Source organism: Streptomyces sp. NPDC050508 (genome assembly GCF_040655155.1).
Lineage (GTDB): Bacteria > Actinomycetota > Actinomycetes > Streptomycetales > Streptomycetaceae > Streptomyces.
In genome coordinates this window covers 653,374-668,346 of the sequence record NZ_JBFAJJ010000004.1, presented here as the reverse complement: position 1 = coordinate 668,346, position 14,973 = coordinate 653,374, and the positions used below count along the sequence as shown (strand labels likewise).

The window sequence follows — 14,973 nt, the reverse complement described above, 5'->3', positions numbered from 1 at the left end:
CTCAGCCTCCCGGGTTCTCCCCCTTCCCGGCCACCAACCGCTCCAGCCGGTCGAAGCGTTCGTGCAGGACGCGTACCGTCGCCTCGCCCAACTCCGCCGCCCCGCGCGTGAGTTGATGCCGACGGCGCTGTTCGCGGCCGACGAACCAGGTGGCCAGGGCCGCGGTGACCAGGCCGTAGGTGGTGATGCCGACGACCATCACCACCGAGCCGACGACGCGGCCCCACAGTGTCACCGGGTAGAAGTCGCCGTATCCGACGGTGGTCGCCGTCTCGATCGACCACCACAGGGCCTTCGGGTACGTCGTCAGGTTGGCGCCGCGGGCTCCCTGTTCGGCGGCGACCACCGCCCAGGAACCGGCGAGCATCACCACACCGAGGACCGCCGTCGCCGTGCCCGCCGCCTTCAGGTGGAGCGAGCGGCCCTCCCTGCCGAGCAGCAACTCGACCGCCCTGGTGAGGAATCCGGGCAGCATGGTCGCTCCTTCGCGTCGGCGTGCCGGGCGGGTGGCCGGACCTGGTCGCGGCCTGGGGCCAGTGTCGGGGCGGGCGGGGGTGCGGGCATGCCGGGCGGGGCGTTCGAGTTGCCGTACGACGTGCGGCGTTGTGCGCTGGGGGCAGTGTCGGCCAACCGACCGGCCGCCCCACTCGACGGAGGACCCTGCCATGACCGCGGAACCCCGAGCCGTGCCGGAGACCTTCGCGTTCACCTGCGGTGACTGCGGCCACTCCTGGGAGGCCACCTTCCAGGTCATGTTCTTCACCGACCCGACCGACGCCTCGGGCCTGACCACGCAGGAGTACGTCGACGAGGCGGGCAGGGCCCTCAGGTCACCCCTCGCCGACGCGATCTGCCCGAAGTGCGGCGGGCGCATGGTGCATGTGCTGGAGGCCGGGCTCGCCGAACGGGCGCGCCGCGCGGAACAGGAGCCCCGTCCGCACCACGAGCACCATCTGCATCTGCCGCACCGGCATTCCGGGCCGCCGGAGGACGAGGCGCGCTGACGCGACGCCCTGACTGACACGCCGTGACTCACCCGAACGGCCCCCTGCGCTGGAGGGCCGGGCGGCCCGATGGTGCGCTGTGGGGACCTGCCACTCCCCTGGAGGCCCCCGCCATGCACCGTCGCCCGCCATTCCGCCCCGTCCGCGTCCTCGCCTCGGCCCTGGCGGTGGGCGCACTGCTGACCTGCGCGGCCTGCTCCGGCGACGGCGGTGGCGCGGGCGGTGACAGCGCCTCGGACGTCGCCGCCTCCCCGCTCGCCGCCGAGTCCCGGCTCGCCTCGCCCCGTACCGAGACGTCCGCCGCGCCCGTCCTCACCCCGGCCGGGGCGAAGTCCGCGCTGATCACCGAGGCCGATCTTGAGGACAACTGGACGCAGGTCAAGGACGCCGCCACCTGGCGCGACAAGCTGCTCATCGGCAAGGTCGACGTCGCCTACCTCCTCACCGCGAAGACCAACGCCGCCGACTGCCAGAAACTCCTCGACGCGCTCTACGGCGACGATCTCCTCGGCAAGCCGTCCGGCGCGTCCGCGCTGACCGGGTTCGAGCAGAACAGCTCCCGGCTGCTCTACCAGGTCGCCGCCTACGACCGGGCCCGGCTCGGCGCCTCGCTGAACTGGCTGAAGACCCTCCCGGTCAAGTGTGACCAGTTCACCGCGACCGATTCCAAGGGCGGCCATAGGACGGTCCAGGTCATCGAGAGCCCGGTACCCTCCGTGGGCGACGCCCGTCAGGGTCTACAGGTGACCGTCACTGGCCCCGGCAGCACTCAACCCACCACGCTCACCCTGGAGTTGGCCGTGGTCCGGGTCGGCAGCGACGCGATCACCATCACGTCCGGGGGCCTCGACGGCACGGAGAGCGACACGACCAAGGCCGCCGTGCAGCAGGGCACCACGCACCTGAAGGACGTCCTGGCCGGACGGACGCCGCCCGCCCAACCCGGCGACGTGGACTGACAGTTCACCGTTGACGTGGACCGGCAGTTCGCCGTTCCCGAAGAACATTCACCCCGATCGTCGCGACCTCTTGGGCCGAGTGATCACCTGGCGGCACAATGGCGGGGACAGCCACACGGGCGACAAGGAGCCAAGACGTGAGTGACAGCGACACCCCGGCAGAGGGACCGACCCGGCTCAACACCGGTGTGGCGCACAACGCCCGCGTGTGGAACTACTGGATCGGCGGCAAGGACAACTACGAGATCGACCAGCGGGTCGGTGAGCACGTAGCCGGAATGTTCCCGGTGATCCGTGAAGTGGCGCGCGCGGACCGGGACTTCCTCGGCCGGGCGGTGCGTTTCCTCGCCGGCGAGCGCGGGGTTCGGCAGTTCCTCGACATCGGCACCGGACTGCCGACGGTCGACAACACCCACGAGATCGCCCAGCGCGTCGCACCCGACGCGCGCATCGTGTACGTCGACAACGACCCGCTGGTGCTGATCCACGCCCGCACCCTGCTGACGAGCACCCCCGAAGGCGTCACCGACTACATCGACGCGGACGTGCACGACCCGGCGGCGATCGTCCAACGGGCCGCCGACACCCTGGACTTCGACCGTCCCATCGCGGTGATGATGCTGGGCATCCTGAACTTCATCCTCGACACCGAGGACGCCCGGGAGGTCGTACGCAAGGTCATGGCCGCGGTCCCCTCGGGCAGTTTCCTCGTGCTGACGCACCCGACCTTCGACGCCGACCTCGGCGGCGAGGGCAACGTCCCGGCGATGACGTTCTGGAACGAGAACGCCACTCCCCCGATCACCGCCCGCAGCCGCGCGGACGTCGCCGCCTTCTTCGAGGGCCTCGACCTCCTCGACCCGGGCCTGGTGCCGTGCTCCCAGTGGCGCCCGGACTCCGACTCCCCGGCCGTGGTACCGCAGTTCGGCGCGGTGGCCGTGAAACCCTGACGGAGACGACGACCGTCCAGGACGCGACCGTGGAGGACGTATGACCACCCTTGCCGACCCCCTGCCCGGCGGCCGTCCCGGCGAGGTCGAGCGCGCCGCCGCGCTGGCCGCGGAGCTGACCGGGCGCGGTGTGCACGGGATCGTCCTGGCCTACGTCGACACCGCGGGCGTGGGCCGGGTGAAGACGGTCCCGACCGCGAAGCTGGCCTCGGCGGCGGCCTGGGGTGTCGGCATGTCCCCCGTGTTCGACACCTTCCTGGCGAACGACTCGATCGTCACCACCGACGTCCTCGGCTCCCCGGACGGCGATCTGCGTCTCTACCCCGACCTCGACCAACTCGCCGTCCTCTCCGCCCAGTCCGGCTGGGCCTGGGCCCCGGTCGACCGCATCACCCAGGAGGGCGAGCAACACCCCGGCTGCAGCCGCACCTTCCTGCGCCGCACGGTCGTGGACGCACAGCGGCGGCTCGGGCTCACCTTCCGGGCGGGCATCGAGATCGAGTGGGCACTCGGCCTGGCCACGGCCCCCGACGGCGCGTTCGTCCCCGCCACGACCGGCCCGGCGTACGGCGCGATCCGGCAGGTCGAACTGAGCGACTACGGCGCCGAGTTGCTGTCGGCCCTGGCGGCGCAGGGTGTGGACGTGGACCAGTTCCATCCCGAGTACGCGGCCGGCCAGTTCGAGCTGTCGGTGGGCGCACTGGACCCGGTCGCGGCGGCCGACCGCAGTGTCCTGGTACGACAGACCGTCCGCGCGGTGTCCCAACGCCATGGTCTGCGCGCCTCGTTCACGCCGGCCGTCTTCGCCCAGGGCGTCGGCAACGGCGGGCACATCCACCTCTCCGCCTGGCGCGACGGCGCGAACCTGCACACCGGCGGCGACCGCCGCTACGGCATGACGGCCGACGCCGAGTCGTTCGCGGCCGGTGTCCTCGCCCACCTCCCGGCCCTCACCGCCGTCACCGCGCCGAGCCCGGCCAGCTACTTCCGCCTCCAACCCTCCCAGTGGGCAGGGGTGTTCACCGCCTGGGGCCGCGAGACCCGCGAGGCGGCGGTGCGGGTCGTCACCGGTACGGCGGGGCAGCGCGCCCAGGCGGCGAACCTGGAGGTGAAGCCGGTCGACCTGGCCGCCAACCCGTACCTCGCCCTCGGTTGCCTGATCACCGCCGGCCTCGACGGCCTCGCCTCGTCAACCGCCCTGCCCGAGGAGACCACCGGGGACCCCGCCCACCTCGGCGCGACGGAAGTGACGGCACGCGGCGTACGACGACTGCCGGCCTCCCTCGCCGAGTCCGTCGGGGAGTTCCGCAAGGACGAGCGGCTGCGGGCCGCGCTTGGACCGGTCCTCGCCGACGCGGTGATCGCCGTACGCCAGGGCGAGATCGCGGCCGTGGCGGAGCTGGACGACGAGCAAGTGGCTGCCGTATACCGCTGGAAGTACTGACGATGGCCACTGGACCGGTCCACGAGGCGCTCGCCGCGCTGGAGTTGGTGGATCACCACTGCCACGGAGTAGTCACCGAGGAGCTGGACCGGGCGGCCTTCGAGTCGCTGCTCACCGAAGGCGACGTCTGGCCCGGCAGCGGGATCTCGCCGTTCGACAGCCCGGTCGGCATCGCCGTACGCCGTTACTGCGCACCGGTGTTGGACCTGGAGCGGCACGCGCCCGCCGACGAATACCTGGCCCGGCGCGCCGAGTTGGGCTCGGACGAGGTGAACCGGCGCTTCCTGGCAGGCGCAGGCACCGGTGTCTTCTGCGTCGACACGGGGTTCGCGCCGCACCACATCACCTCGCCCACCGAACTCGCGGGGGCGGCGGGCGCGGTCGCGCGTGAGGTCGTACGACTTGAAACGGTCGCGGAGTCCGTGGCCGTGCGGGGTGTCGAGCCGGACGGGTACGCCGACGCGTTCCGGACCGCCGCGCTGGACGCGGTGCGGCGGCCGGGAGTGGTGGCGGTGAAGTCGGTGGCCGCGTACCGGACGGGGTTCGATCTCGACCCGGCCCGCCCCTCGGACGGGGAGGTGACCCGTGCGGCCCGCGTCTGGCTGGCCCGTGGCGGGCGGCTCGAAGATCCGGTGCTGGTACGGCAGTTGCTGTGGACGGCGGTCGACCTGGGGCTCCCCCTCCAGCTCCACACGGGGTTCGGCGACAACGACATCCGGCTGCACCGCACGGACCCCGCCCTGCTCACGGACTGGCTGCACCTGACCGCCGGGACGATCCCGGTGCTGCTTCTGCACTGCTGGCCGTATCAGCGTCAGGCCGGCTACCTGGCGGCCGTCTTCGAACAGGTGTACCTGGATGTGGGGCTCACCCTGCACCATGTTGGACCGGTCCGGGCGCGGGCGGTGCTGGCGGAGGCGATGGAGATCACACCGTTCCGCAAACTTTTGTACAGCTCTGACGCCTATGGTCTGGCGGAGTTCTATGGGCTCGGTGCGCTGGCGTTCCGCCGGGGTCTTGGGGATCTGCTCCAGGACCGGGTGGACGCCGACGAACTGGGCCTGCCCGACGCGCTGCGACTGGCACGCTGGGCGGGGGCCGACAATGCCCGCCGGGTCTACCGGCTATCCGACGGACACTGAAAGTATGATCAAGCAATGTCTGACATGACCGATACCACGCCCGGTTGGCTGTCCGCCGACGACCTCGAACAGGCACGCGCCCGCATGCCGATCCTCTACGTCGAAGCGGTCCCCGTCCGCGTCGACGACAGCGGTGAAGTGACCAGCATCGGCCTGCTGCTGCGCATCGGCCCCGACGGCACGGTCAACCGCACCCTCGTCTCCGGCCGCGTACTGCACCACGAGCGGGTCCGTGACGCGCTCCTGCGCCACCTGGAGAAGGACCTCGGCCCGGTCGCGCTGCCCCGCATCCCGACCTCGCTGCAGCCGTTCACCGTCGCCGAGTACTTCCCGACACACGGCGTCACCCCGTACCACGACCCCCGCCAGCACGCGGTGTCCCTCGCCTACGTCGTGCCGGTCACCGGCGACTGCCGACCCCGGCAGGACGCTCTCGACCTCGTCTGGTTCAGCCCCGAGGAAGCCACCTCGGAGGCGCTGCGCAGCGAAATGCCGGGCGGGCACGGGGTGTTGCTCAAGCAGGCACTGGCACACGTGGGTTGCGTGTCCTGACCGGGACGGCTCAGCCGGTGACACCTCCTTCCGTGAGGCCCGCGAGGACGCGGCGCTGCAGGACGAGGTAGACGAGGACGAGCGGCAGGCTGGTCAGCACCACATGGGCGAACACGAGGTTCCAGCTGACACCGTGCGTGGACGAGGAGGCGAAGGAGTACAACGTCAGCGGCAGCGTGGCCGCCTGGGAGCCACGCAGCAGGAACAGGGCGAAGTAGAAGTCGTTCCAGACCGAGATGATCAGCATGACCGCGCCGGTGAAGAGCACCGGGGTGAGCACGGGCAGCACGATCCGCCAGTAGATCTGCCACTTGTTCGCCCCGTCCAACTGCGCGGCCTCCTCGAAGTCGTGCGGAAGGGTGCGTACGAACCCGGTCGCCAGGAAGATCACCACACCGAGCCGGGTGCCGGCGATCACCAGCATGTAGCCGAGACGCGATCCGTTGAGGCCGAGCCGGGTGAGGACGTAGATCGTCGGGATGATCGCCGAGCACACCCGCACGACCGAACCGACCGGGCCGCTGAGGGTGGTGCACGACACGGTGAAGGTCCCGGCCCAACTCCCCCCGGTGGGCGGCCTGCACGCCCTCCGCCCCACGACCCGCCACGACTTCACCCCTGACGGATTCTCCGAGGCGCCGGTCGTCGTGGCCCGGATCGGCGACACCGTACTCGCGGGCGTGCAGGCCGAGTTGAACGCCGGGACCGGTCTCGCCCTCAAGGCCGCGTCGCCCTTCCCCGCCACGTGTGTCGTCACCATGGTGAACGGTGCCGCCAAGTACATGGCGGACGCCGGGAGTTACGACCGGATCACCTACGAGGCGATGAACTCCCGCTACGGGAAAGGGGCGGCCGAGACCGTCGCGGCACGTCTCGCGGAGACGCTGCGGTCACTCCGAGCCCCCGCCGACACGCCAAGTCACGACAGGTGGGGGTGAGTTGGTGTCACCGTCAGGCCGAGCCGGCGTCAGGAGCAGGTCGCGTCGCACGAGGGTGTCGCGCTGCTCAACCTCTCCCACTACATGTACGACCTGTTCGTCGAGACCGCACAGCACTGGGTGCAGTACCACGGCGAGAAGGGCGGCTACGACGTCGGCTACGTCACCGATCCGTCGTCGGCCTACCGCAAGGGCGGCGACCCCGGCGGTGATCACGCACGTGACCGCCGACGGAACGGTCTACAGTCGCGGGTCGACAATCGGCCGTGGACAGACGACAGTCGGTCGTCGTCAGGAACTGCCGGTCCGCGTCGCAGTGACAGCCACCGTGGCGTAGCGCATCGTGAAGCTGCCGCCCGTCTTGTCGACGGCCGCCCCGACGCCGTTCAGGAGTTCCGCCAGTTTGTCCTGCGGCAGCCGGGTCAGGAGCCCGATCGTGGGCAGTTGGTCCAGCCAGGTGTCCCGGGTGTAGGTGCGTTCCCAGTCGAAGCGCCACTCCTCCGGGTCACTGAACCCACCTGCCGTACGGAACCCGTCGGCGGCCTTGGTGAGCATCGCCGCGTAGGTGTCCTCGGGCGGCCGGGACAGCCACCGGAGGTTGACCGGCGCCTCGGGCAGGACCCGTTCGTAGACCTCGGCGAAGGCTTCCGCGATGTCCGGCGGGAGTTGGAAGACGTGCCAGAACGCGGCCAGCCGTCCGCCGGGGCGCAGTACCCGCGCGGCCTTGGCGGCCCCCGCGATTGGATCGATCCAATGCCAGGCCTGGGCGGCGACCACCGCGTCGAACTCGCGCCCCGCCGGGTCCCAGGTCTCCAACGTCGACACGTCGACCTCGACGCCGAGTCGCCGCGCCACCTCGGCCATCCGCGCGTCGGGTTCGATCCCGAGCACCCGGCAGCCCGCCGCCTGGAACTGCCGTGCCGCGATGCCGGTCCCGCACCCGGCGTCGAGGATGTCGGGTCCGGCGCTGCCGGTGACGATCCGGTCGATCAGTGCCTCGGGATAAGAGGGCCGGGCACGCTCGTAACGCTCGGCGTCGGTACCGAACGACTCAGCGATCCCGCGGGCCCGATGCGAGTCCCGCACGGTGAACCGCGGCCCCTCGGACTGCTCCGGTCGCTCGGGATGCTCGAACTGCCCAGCTCGTTCAGGCAGTTCAGGCTGTTCAGGAGGGAGAGTGGGCATGCGCCCACCATAATGGGCACGCGCCCACTCGTCTACGGTTGGGCACGCGCCCACTTGTCCATGCCGGACAGCTGCCCGCTCGTCCGGGACTGGACGTGCACCCGCTCGCCGGGGGCGGACCCGGACGCGGAAGGAAGGACGCACGGTATGCCGACAGGGGTGGCCCTGCGCGATGCGCGGGAGCAGTTGTTCGACGCCGCCGAGCGGGTCCTGCTCCGGGACGGGCCGAACGCGCTGACCAGTCGTGCGGTGACCACGGAGGCCGGCTGCGCCAAGGGCGTACTGCACCGGCACTTCACCGATTTCGACGCCTTTCTCGCCGAACTCGTCCTGGACCGCATCGGCCGGCTCGACGCACAGTCCGCCGCCCTGCGCGGCACCGCCGGGACCGGCACAGTCGCCGACAACCTCACCGGCGCGCTGTCGGACCTGTTCGGTTCGGTCGCGGTGGCGATCGTCGCCCTGGTCATCTCCCGGGACGCCCTGCGCACCCGGCTGCGCCGCACCACACCCGCCGGCATCCCCCTCCTGACGGAGGCGACCACGATGTTCACCTCGTACCTCACCGCGGAACGCGGCCTCGGCCGGATCGCTGCGGACGCGGACATCGACACGCTCGCCCGCACTCTGATCGGCGCCGGACATCTGCTGGCCGCCGGACAGACGGACCCCCCGCCGGAGACCGAGGCGTTCCACCGCGTGGCGAGCACCGTCGTCGCAGGCGTGACACAGGAGCCGCCTCACAGTTAGCCACCGCACCTCGCAGAACACAGGCGCACCACGTCATGGTCGACGCGCTGCGGGCGACCAAGCGGAGACTGCGTTCCGTGTGAGTGACGACGTCGCGGCCCCGGCGTGAACCGGAGCCGCGACGCCTCAACCACTGGCCGTCTACGGTCAGTTCTTGCCCGTGGTGACGACCCACTTGCCGCCCACCCAGTTGCCGACCGTCTCGTAGCCGGAGCGGAAGGAGCCGAGCCAGTCGAGCTTGAGGGCGGCCTCGGCGGTGGACTTGACCGGGGTGTAGCTGCTCGCGTCGGTGGCCGGGCCGCCCGTGGTGTTCTTGGCGTAGTAGGGGAAGGGGTAGACCGGCCGGGAGGCGGTGGTGTTCCCGCTGCTGTCGACCGACTTCGTGGTCAGACTGGCCGGGGCGTCGCCCTTGGTGACCCAGTCCGTGATCGCGGTCAGCGCGTCGAAGGTGTCCGGGCCCTGGCCACCGCCGCAGTGCGCGACGCCGGGGAGCAGGAAGAGACGGGCGAAGGTCTTGGTGGCCGCCTCGCCGCCCACGACCTTCTCAACTGCCTTGTAGTAGGCCATCGTTCCTACGGCCGGGATGTGCTGGTCGCCCAGCCCGTGCCAGAGGATCAGCTTGCCGCCGGCCTTCTTGAACGCGGTGAGGTCGGGGTCGGTGGCGTCGTACATGCCCTCACCCAGCCGCATGACCTTCTTGTAGTAGGCGGCCGTGAACTTGATGTCCTTGTAGGTCAGGGTCGGTTGTGGGCTGTCGAAGATCTGGTAGCGCAGGGTCTCGCGGACGAAGCTGATGTCGCCGCTGGCGCCGGTGGCGGTGACCGGGGTGATGATGCCGGCCCAGTTCAGCTCGGAGCCGCGCAACTGGTAGCCGGGGTAGAGGAGTTGGCCGTGATCGTCGGTGGGTCCGGCGTAGATGCGGCGCAGGGTGGTGACCTGGTCGGCGGTCAGGCAGTACGCGTCGGACGTCGAGGTCTGGCCGGTCCTGCACTGGATGGCGCCGGGGTCCCAGGTGCAGCTCAACGGGTCGGCGATGATGCCGTCGGCCGAGGCGTCGCAGCCCTTGAGCACGGCCTTGTGGAGGTCGGCAAGGTCGGCGTTGGTGATCGTCGCCGGGCCGCCGTTGAGGTACACGGACTGGGCGGTCCAGGCGTGCGAGAAGGTGTTCAGCGCGGTGAAGTTGTTGGCCGGGGCGCCGGCGATGATGCCGTCGAAGTCGGTCGGGTAGCGCTGGGCCTCGGTGAGGGCCTGGTGGCCGCCCTGGGAGCAGCCGTCGAAATAGGAGTGGGCGGCCGGCTGACCGTAGTACTGCTTGATGACGGCCTTGGCCGCCTGGACCAGTTCGTGGTCGGACTTGTAGCCGAAGTCGGCGCGCAGGGTCGGGTCGGTGGAGAAGAGGCCGCCGCCCTGGTAGTGGCCCTCGTCGCTGGAGGCGACGGCGAAGGCGCCGGTGGTCAGCGGGACGCAGCCGGTCGAGGCGGGGGCGCTGGTGACGTTGGTGTTGCCGCAGAGGCCGCCGCAGCCGACCTGGAGGTAGTTGGCCTGCCAGCCGGTCTCGGGGAGTTTGATCTCGAAGTGGAGTTGGGGGGCGATCACACCCTTGACGTCACAAGCGGCCCAGTTTCCAAGGGTGTTGGCGCTCGCGGCGAGTTCGGTGGCCGAGGTGATCTCGAAGGGCACGCCGGGGACGGCGGCGGCCAGGTCGAGTTGGGCGACAGAGGAGCATGGGACGGCTGGTGCGATGCCCGAGGTCGTGGTGTTCGCCGAAACGGCGTTCGCCGAGGCCGAGTTGGCGGACTGCGTGCTGTCGGTCGTGCCGGTCGCGCTGTTGGCCAGCGTCACACCCGCACCGGTCACCAGCGCGACGACTGCGGCGAGGGTGGCCAGGAAAGCGGCCGCATTCCACCGACGCCATCTCAACAGCTTGGGCATGCTGGATACTCCGTTCGATCGCGGAACCGGGGTTCGTGCGCGAGGAACGTAGCTCTCCGTTAATCTGCGGGCAATAGCGTCGACTCTATTGTTGACGATTTCGTCGAAGGTTCAAGCCTGATGCCGCTGACCAGGCCCGCAGTCGACACGGGCCGCAACGTTAGCTTTCGCCCGCTGCCGCCCAAGCCACTTCGGGTCTGTTCAGGAGTCCTGCACGTACTCCGCGGCCGCGTCCAGCAGCCAGTCCGTGAGATACCCGGCGAAGGACGAACGGACCAACACCCAGAATCCGGCCCCGGGTTCGTCCCGGGCGACGAGCACGACCTGGGCGCGGGCCAGCGTGGTCTGCGCGCAGCGTCCGGCGCCGAAGGCACGCGGGTGCAGATCCAACGCGCAGCCGTGGGCCAGCAGGTCTCGGGCGCGGGCGCCCGAGACGAGGAGGGTGGTGCGCTGGGCCGAGACATCGGTGACGGCCACGTGCTCCTCGCCGCTCGCCGCCCGGATCCGCTGCTCCACGTCCCACTGGGTGTCCGGCGGTCCCACCACGAGCCATTCGTCGGGACCCAGCCACAGCACGGTCAACTCCCCAGCCCTGACAACCGTGTTGGGCTCAAGGGGCAGGGACGGACCGAGCGCGAGTCCTACGGCGTCCGCCGCCGCGCCCTTTGCGTCGAGCCGGAGGTTCACCTGGGCCAGGAAGGGGAGTTCGGCCAACCGGATCGCGCCCCCGGAGGAGCGGGTCGCGGCGGCCAGCCGGTCGGCGGCACCCGCGAGGGGGCTGCGGCGCGGGATGGAAAGGGCGGTGTCAGCCATCGCGGCGGGCTCCCTCGGGGTCGTAGAGGACGGGGCTTGCGACGGTCACCGGGATCAACTGGTCGCCCACGGGGGCGTAGAGGCGTTCGCCGATGCGGTCGCGGCCGCCCTTGATCAGGGCGAGGGCGAAGGTGCGGCCGAGAGCGGCGCTGCGGTAGCTGGAGGTGACGTGGCCGAGCATCGGGACGGGCGGGGCGGGCAGCACGCTGTCCGTGATCAGTTGGGTGCCCTCGGGGAGGAAGGCGGCGGGATCCTCGGGGAGCAGGCCGACGAGGTGTTTGCGGTCGGGGCGCGCGGCGTCGGCGCGGGCGAAGGAGCGCTTGCCGACGAAGTCGGGCTTCTTCTTCGAGACCGCCCAACTCATGCCCAGATCCTGGGGAGTCACGGTGCCGTCGGTGTCCTGGCCGATGATCGGGTAGCCCTTCTCGGCACGCAGGACGTGCATGGTCTCGGTGCCGTAGGGGGTGATACCGAAGGGGGCACCGGCCTCGTACAGGGCCTCCCACAGGGCGACGGCCTCCCACGGTGACACGTTGATCTCATAGGCGAGTTCACCGGAGAAACTGATCCGGCACACCCTGGCCTCGATGCCGGCGACGGTCGTGTCCCGCCAGGCCATGAACGGGAAGTCGTCGTTGCCGACGGCGAGTTGGGGCGCGAGCGAGCCGAGCACCTCGCGGGAGCGGGGGCCGACCAGGGCGACGGTGGCCCACTGTTCGGTCACCGAGGCGCAGTGGACGCGGAGTTCGGGCCACTCGGTCTGGTGCCACTCCTCCATCCAGTCGAGTACGGCGGCGGCGTTGCCCGTGGTCGTGGTGACCAGGTAGCGGTCCGGCGCGAGGCGGATGGCCGTGCCGTCGTCGAAGACCATGCCGTCCGGGCGGCACATGACGCCGTAACGGATCATGCCGACCTTCAGGTTGCTCATCATGTTGGTGTAGAGCCGGTCGAGGAAGACGGGCGCGTCCGGGCCCTGTACGTCGATCTTGCCGAGGGTGGAGCCGTCCATGAAGGCGACGCCCTCGCGGGCCGCCGCGCACTCGCGCAGCACGGCGCTCTCCATGTCCTCGCCGTCCTGCGGGTAGTACCAAGGCCGTTTCCACTGGCCGACGTTCTCGAACAGGGCGCCCTGCATGACGTGCCAGTCGTGCAGCGCGGTCGTACGGATCGGGTCGTGCAGCGCGCCCCGGTCGCGGCCCGCGAGGGCGGCGAAGGAGACGGGTGTGTACGGCGGACGGAATGTTGTCGTGCCGAGCAACGACACGTCCACGCCGAGGAGTTCGGCGACCACTCCACTGGCCAGTACTCCGGAGGTCTTGCCCTGGTCGTTGGCCGTACCGGCCGTCGTGTAGCGCTTGGTGTGTTCGACCGAGTTGAGGCCGGCGCCGGTGGCTCGGGTCAAGTCGGCGACGGTGACGTCTCGTTGGAGGTCTACGAAGCGGGGGGCGTCGGTGGCGGAGGGGACGAGGAACACCTGCATGGCGGGGGTGTGGGGTTCGGTGGTCACCTCGGGCAGGTGGGGTGTCTCGGCGGTGTAGCCCTCCGCCTCGATCGCGCGGGTGCCGGCGGCTGCTCCCTGGGCGAGGACTCCGGCCAGGTCGAGGACGCCGTTCGCGCTGCCCGCGACCTCGACCGCCTGGCGGCAGGTGTCGGGGACGAAGGAGCCGAGGGTGTCGTCGTAGCGGAGTTTGCCGCCTGCCTGGCTGAAGAGGTGGGCGACGGGGTTCCAGCCGCCGGAGACCAGGAGGAGGTCGGCGGTGAAATGCCGGATCGTGCCCGTGGTCGCGCCTGTGCTTTCGCCGTACGGGGCTGCCGTTACGGCGGTGAGTCGCGGGGTGCCTTCGGTGCCGACGACCGCGTGTCCGGTCAGCACCTCGATGCCGGCCTCGCGGGCTCGGCTCGCCCACTCCCCCGGTTCGGACGGCCGGGTGTCCACGATCGCGGCGACCTGGACTCCCGCCGCCGCGAGATCCAACGCGGCTGCGTACGCACTGTCGTTGGTGGTGAAGACGACGGCGTGGCGGCCGGGCAGGACGCCGTGACGGTTGACGTAGGCGCGGGCCGAGGCGGCGAGCATCACGCCGGGGCGGTCGTTGTCCGCGAAGGCAAGTGAGCGTTCGTGGGCGCCTGTTGCGAGGACGACGCGGCGGGCTCGGATGCGCCAGACGCGTTCTCGGGAGACGTGGGTGGGGGCTGCTGCGCCCAGGTGGTTGGTGCGGCGTTCCACGGCCAGGAGGTGGTTGTCGTCGTAGTGGCCGAAGACGGTGGTGCGGCGCAGGACGCGGACATCGGGTGCGGTGGTGAGCTGGTCGCTCAACTCGTCGACCCAGTCGTGGAGTTGGGCTGTGTCCAGCAGGCTGCCGCCCAGCTCGGGGCGGTCGTCGGCGAGGATGACTCGGGCTCCGCTGCAGGCGGCGGCCGCTGCGGCTGCGAGACCGGCCGGGCCTGCGCCTACGACCAACAGGTCGCAGTGGGCGTGGACGGCGTCGTAGCGGGCGGGGTCCGGTTCGGTGGCGAGGCGGCCCTGGCCGGGGAGGCTGGTCGCGACGAGGCCGTCGTAGAGCTCGACCGTTGTCGCGGGGAGCATCGGCTCGGGGAAAGGTGCCTCGATCTGGATGACGGCGTTCGGTTCTTCGACGCCTGCCGTGAAGATGCCCCGGGGGCGGCCGAGTTTGATGCTGGTGCCGGTTTGGATGATGCCGTTGGCGAGGAGGGCGGAGGCGAGGGTGTCGCCTTTGCAGCCCTGGTATTCGGTGCCGTCGAAGGTGAAGGTGAGGGGGGTGTCTCGGTGGATTCGGCCGTGGGTGGGGTGGCGGAACGGATGGCCCGCGGCAGAGCCGCTGATGGATGCAGCGCCCCCGCCGCCCCTACCCGTCCCATCCTCCAGGGGCTCTGCCCCTTCGACCCCGTTCCCAAGGGGCTCCGCCCCCTGGACCCCCGTCGGCCCCGAAAGGGCCTCGTCCTCAAACGCCGGACGGGCTGGAGATGCCGGCCCGGGCCGAGAAGCCTGACCTGGCTGAGGGATTGCCGGTCGCTCCTCCCCCGCCCGGTACACCGTCAGGATCTCGTTCGTCGCCGTGTCTCGCACCGCGTTGAACCATCGGCGGCAGCCCGCCCCATGGTTCCACCGTTCCGCGAAGGGGCCCTTGGGGTTGTCGCGGAAGAACAGGTAGCGCGCCCACTCCTCGTCGGTCAGGTCGGCCGGGGTCTCCGGGTAGGCGACGTGGGCCTGGCCGCCGTAGTGGAACTCGGCTTCGTCGCGGGGCCCGCACCAGGGGCAGGGGATCAGCAGCATCGTTCGGCT

14 protein-coding genes are annotated in these 14,973 nt (G+C 70.7%); 8 read left to right on the top strand and 6 right to left on the bottom strand.

Annotated features, from left to right (window positions below; translation table 11 throughout):
* Nucleotide 1: 1 nt before the first annotated feature.
* The gene (locus tag AB0I69_RS15310) at nt 2-475 is read right to left on the bottom strand and encodes an ion channel (protein WP_363096090.1); all 474 of its coding nucleotides are present in this window, start codon (nt 473-475) and stop codon (nt 2-4) included.
* A 190-nt stretch (nt 476-665) separates the two neighbouring features.
* On the opposite strand from AB0I69_RS15310, the gene AB0I69_RS15305 reads away from it, so the two are divergent.
* The 6 genes from AB0I69_RS15305 (at nt 666) to AB0I69_RS15280 (ending at nt 6,051) form a co-directional block, all read left to right on the top strand.
* Complete coding sequence (locus tag AB0I69_RS15305) at nt 666-1,004, top strand: hypothetical protein (RefSeq protein WP_363096089.1); 339 nt, start codon at nt 666-668, stop codon at nt 1,002-1,004.
* Nucleotides 1,005-1,117: 113 nt separating this feature from the next.
* Nucleotides 1,118-1,963, top strand: a complete 846-nt coding sequence (locus AB0I69_RS15300) for a hypothetical protein (RefSeq protein ID WP_363096088.1) — start codon at nt 1,118-1,120, stop codon at nt 1,961-1,963.
* Nucleotides 1,964-2,100: 137 nt separating this feature from the next.
* Complete coding sequence (locus AB0I69_RS15295; RefSeq protein ID WP_363096087.1) at nt 2,101-2,913, top strand: SAM-dependent methyltransferase; 813 nt, start codon at nt 2,101-2,103, stop codon at nt 2,911-2,913.
* A 40-nt stretch (nt 2,914-2,953) separates the two neighbouring features.
* Complete coding sequence (locus AB0I69_RS15290) at nt 2,954-4,357, top strand: glutamine synthetase family protein (protein ID WP_363096086.1); 1,404 nt, start codon at nt 2,954-2,956, stop codon at nt 4,355-4,357.
* A gap of 2 nt (nt 4,358-4,359) precedes the next feature.
* Nucleotides 4,360-5,499 carry an amidohydrolase family protein gene (locus AB0I69_RS15285; RefSeq protein WP_363096085.1) on the top strand — a complete coding sequence of 380 codons (1,140 nt, stop codon included), beginning with the start codon at nt 4,360-4,362 and terminating at the stop codon, nt 5,497-5,499.
* A 24-nt stretch (nt 5,500-5,523) separates the two neighbouring features.
* Complete coding sequence (locus tag AB0I69_RS15280; RefSeq protein ID WP_363096158.1) at nt 5,524-6,051, top strand: NUDIX hydrolase family protein; 528 nt, start codon at nt 5,524-5,526, stop codon at nt 6,049-6,051.
* Between the two features lie 10 nt (nt 6,052-6,061).
* On the opposite strand, the gene AB0I69_RS15275 is transcribed toward AB0I69_RS15280, so the two are convergent.
* Nucleotides 6,062-6,592 carry a carbohydrate ABC transporter permease gene (locus AB0I69_RS15275; protein WP_363096084.1) on the bottom strand — a complete coding sequence of 177 codons (531 nt, stop codon included), beginning with the start codon at nt 6,590-6,592 and terminating at the stop codon, nt 6,062-6,064.
* Here AB0I69_RS15275 and AB0I69_RS15270 point away from each other — a divergent pair.
* Nucleotides 6,582-6,989 (top strand): hypothetical protein, encoded by a 408-nt coding sequence (locus AB0I69_RS15270; protein ID WP_363096083.1) that lies wholly within the window; start codon nt 6,582-6,584, stop codon nt 6,987-6,989. The two genes, AB0I69_RS15275 and AB0I69_RS15270, sit on opposite strands and share 11 nt — an antisense overlap.
* Nucleotides 6,990-7,280: 291 nt before the next feature.
* On the opposite strand, the gene AB0I69_RS15265 is transcribed toward AB0I69_RS15270, so the two are convergent.
* Nucleotides 7,281-8,048 (bottom strand): class I SAM-dependent methyltransferase, encoded by a 768-nt coding sequence (locus AB0I69_RS15265; RefSeq protein ID WP_363096157.1) that lies wholly within the window; start codon nt 8,046-8,048, stop codon nt 7,281-7,283.
* 273 nt (nt 8,049-8,321) lie between these two features.
* Between AB0I69_RS15265 and AB0I69_RS15260 the strand changes: the two genes are divergently transcribed.
* Nucleotides 8,322-8,924, top strand: a complete 603-nt coding sequence (locus AB0I69_RS15260; protein ID WP_363096082.1) for a TetR family transcriptional regulator — start codon at nt 8,322-8,324, stop codon at nt 8,922-8,924.
* A 147-nt stretch (nt 8,925-9,071) separates the two neighbouring features.
* Here the strand turns inward: AB0I69_RS15260 and AB0I69_RS15255 are convergent, their stop codons facing one another.
* The 3 genes from AB0I69_RS15255 to AB0I69_RS15245 form a co-directional block, all read right to left on the bottom strand.
* Nucleotides 9,072-10,856 carry a tannase/feruloyl esterase family alpha/beta hydrolase gene (locus AB0I69_RS15255; RefSeq protein ID WP_363096081.1) on the bottom strand — a complete coding sequence of 595 codons (1,785 nt, stop codon included), beginning with the start codon at nt 10,854-10,856 and terminating at the stop codon, nt 9,072-9,074.
* A gap of 201 nt (nt 10,857-11,057) precedes the next feature.
* Nucleotides 11,058-11,669, bottom strand: coding sequence for a sarcosine oxidase subunit gamma family protein (locus AB0I69_RS15250; protein WP_363096080.1), 612 nt, complete (start codon nt 11,667-11,669; stop codon nt 11,058-11,060).
* Complete coding sequence (locus AB0I69_RS15245; protein ID WP_363096079.1) at nt 11,662-14,964, bottom strand: sarcosine oxidase subunit delta family protein; 3,303 nt, start codon at nt 14,962-14,964, stop codon at nt 11,662-11,664. Before AB0I69_RS15245 ends, AB0I69_RS15250 begins: the two co-directional genes overlap by 8 nt.
* Nucleotides 14,965-14,973: the final 9 nt, after the last annotated feature.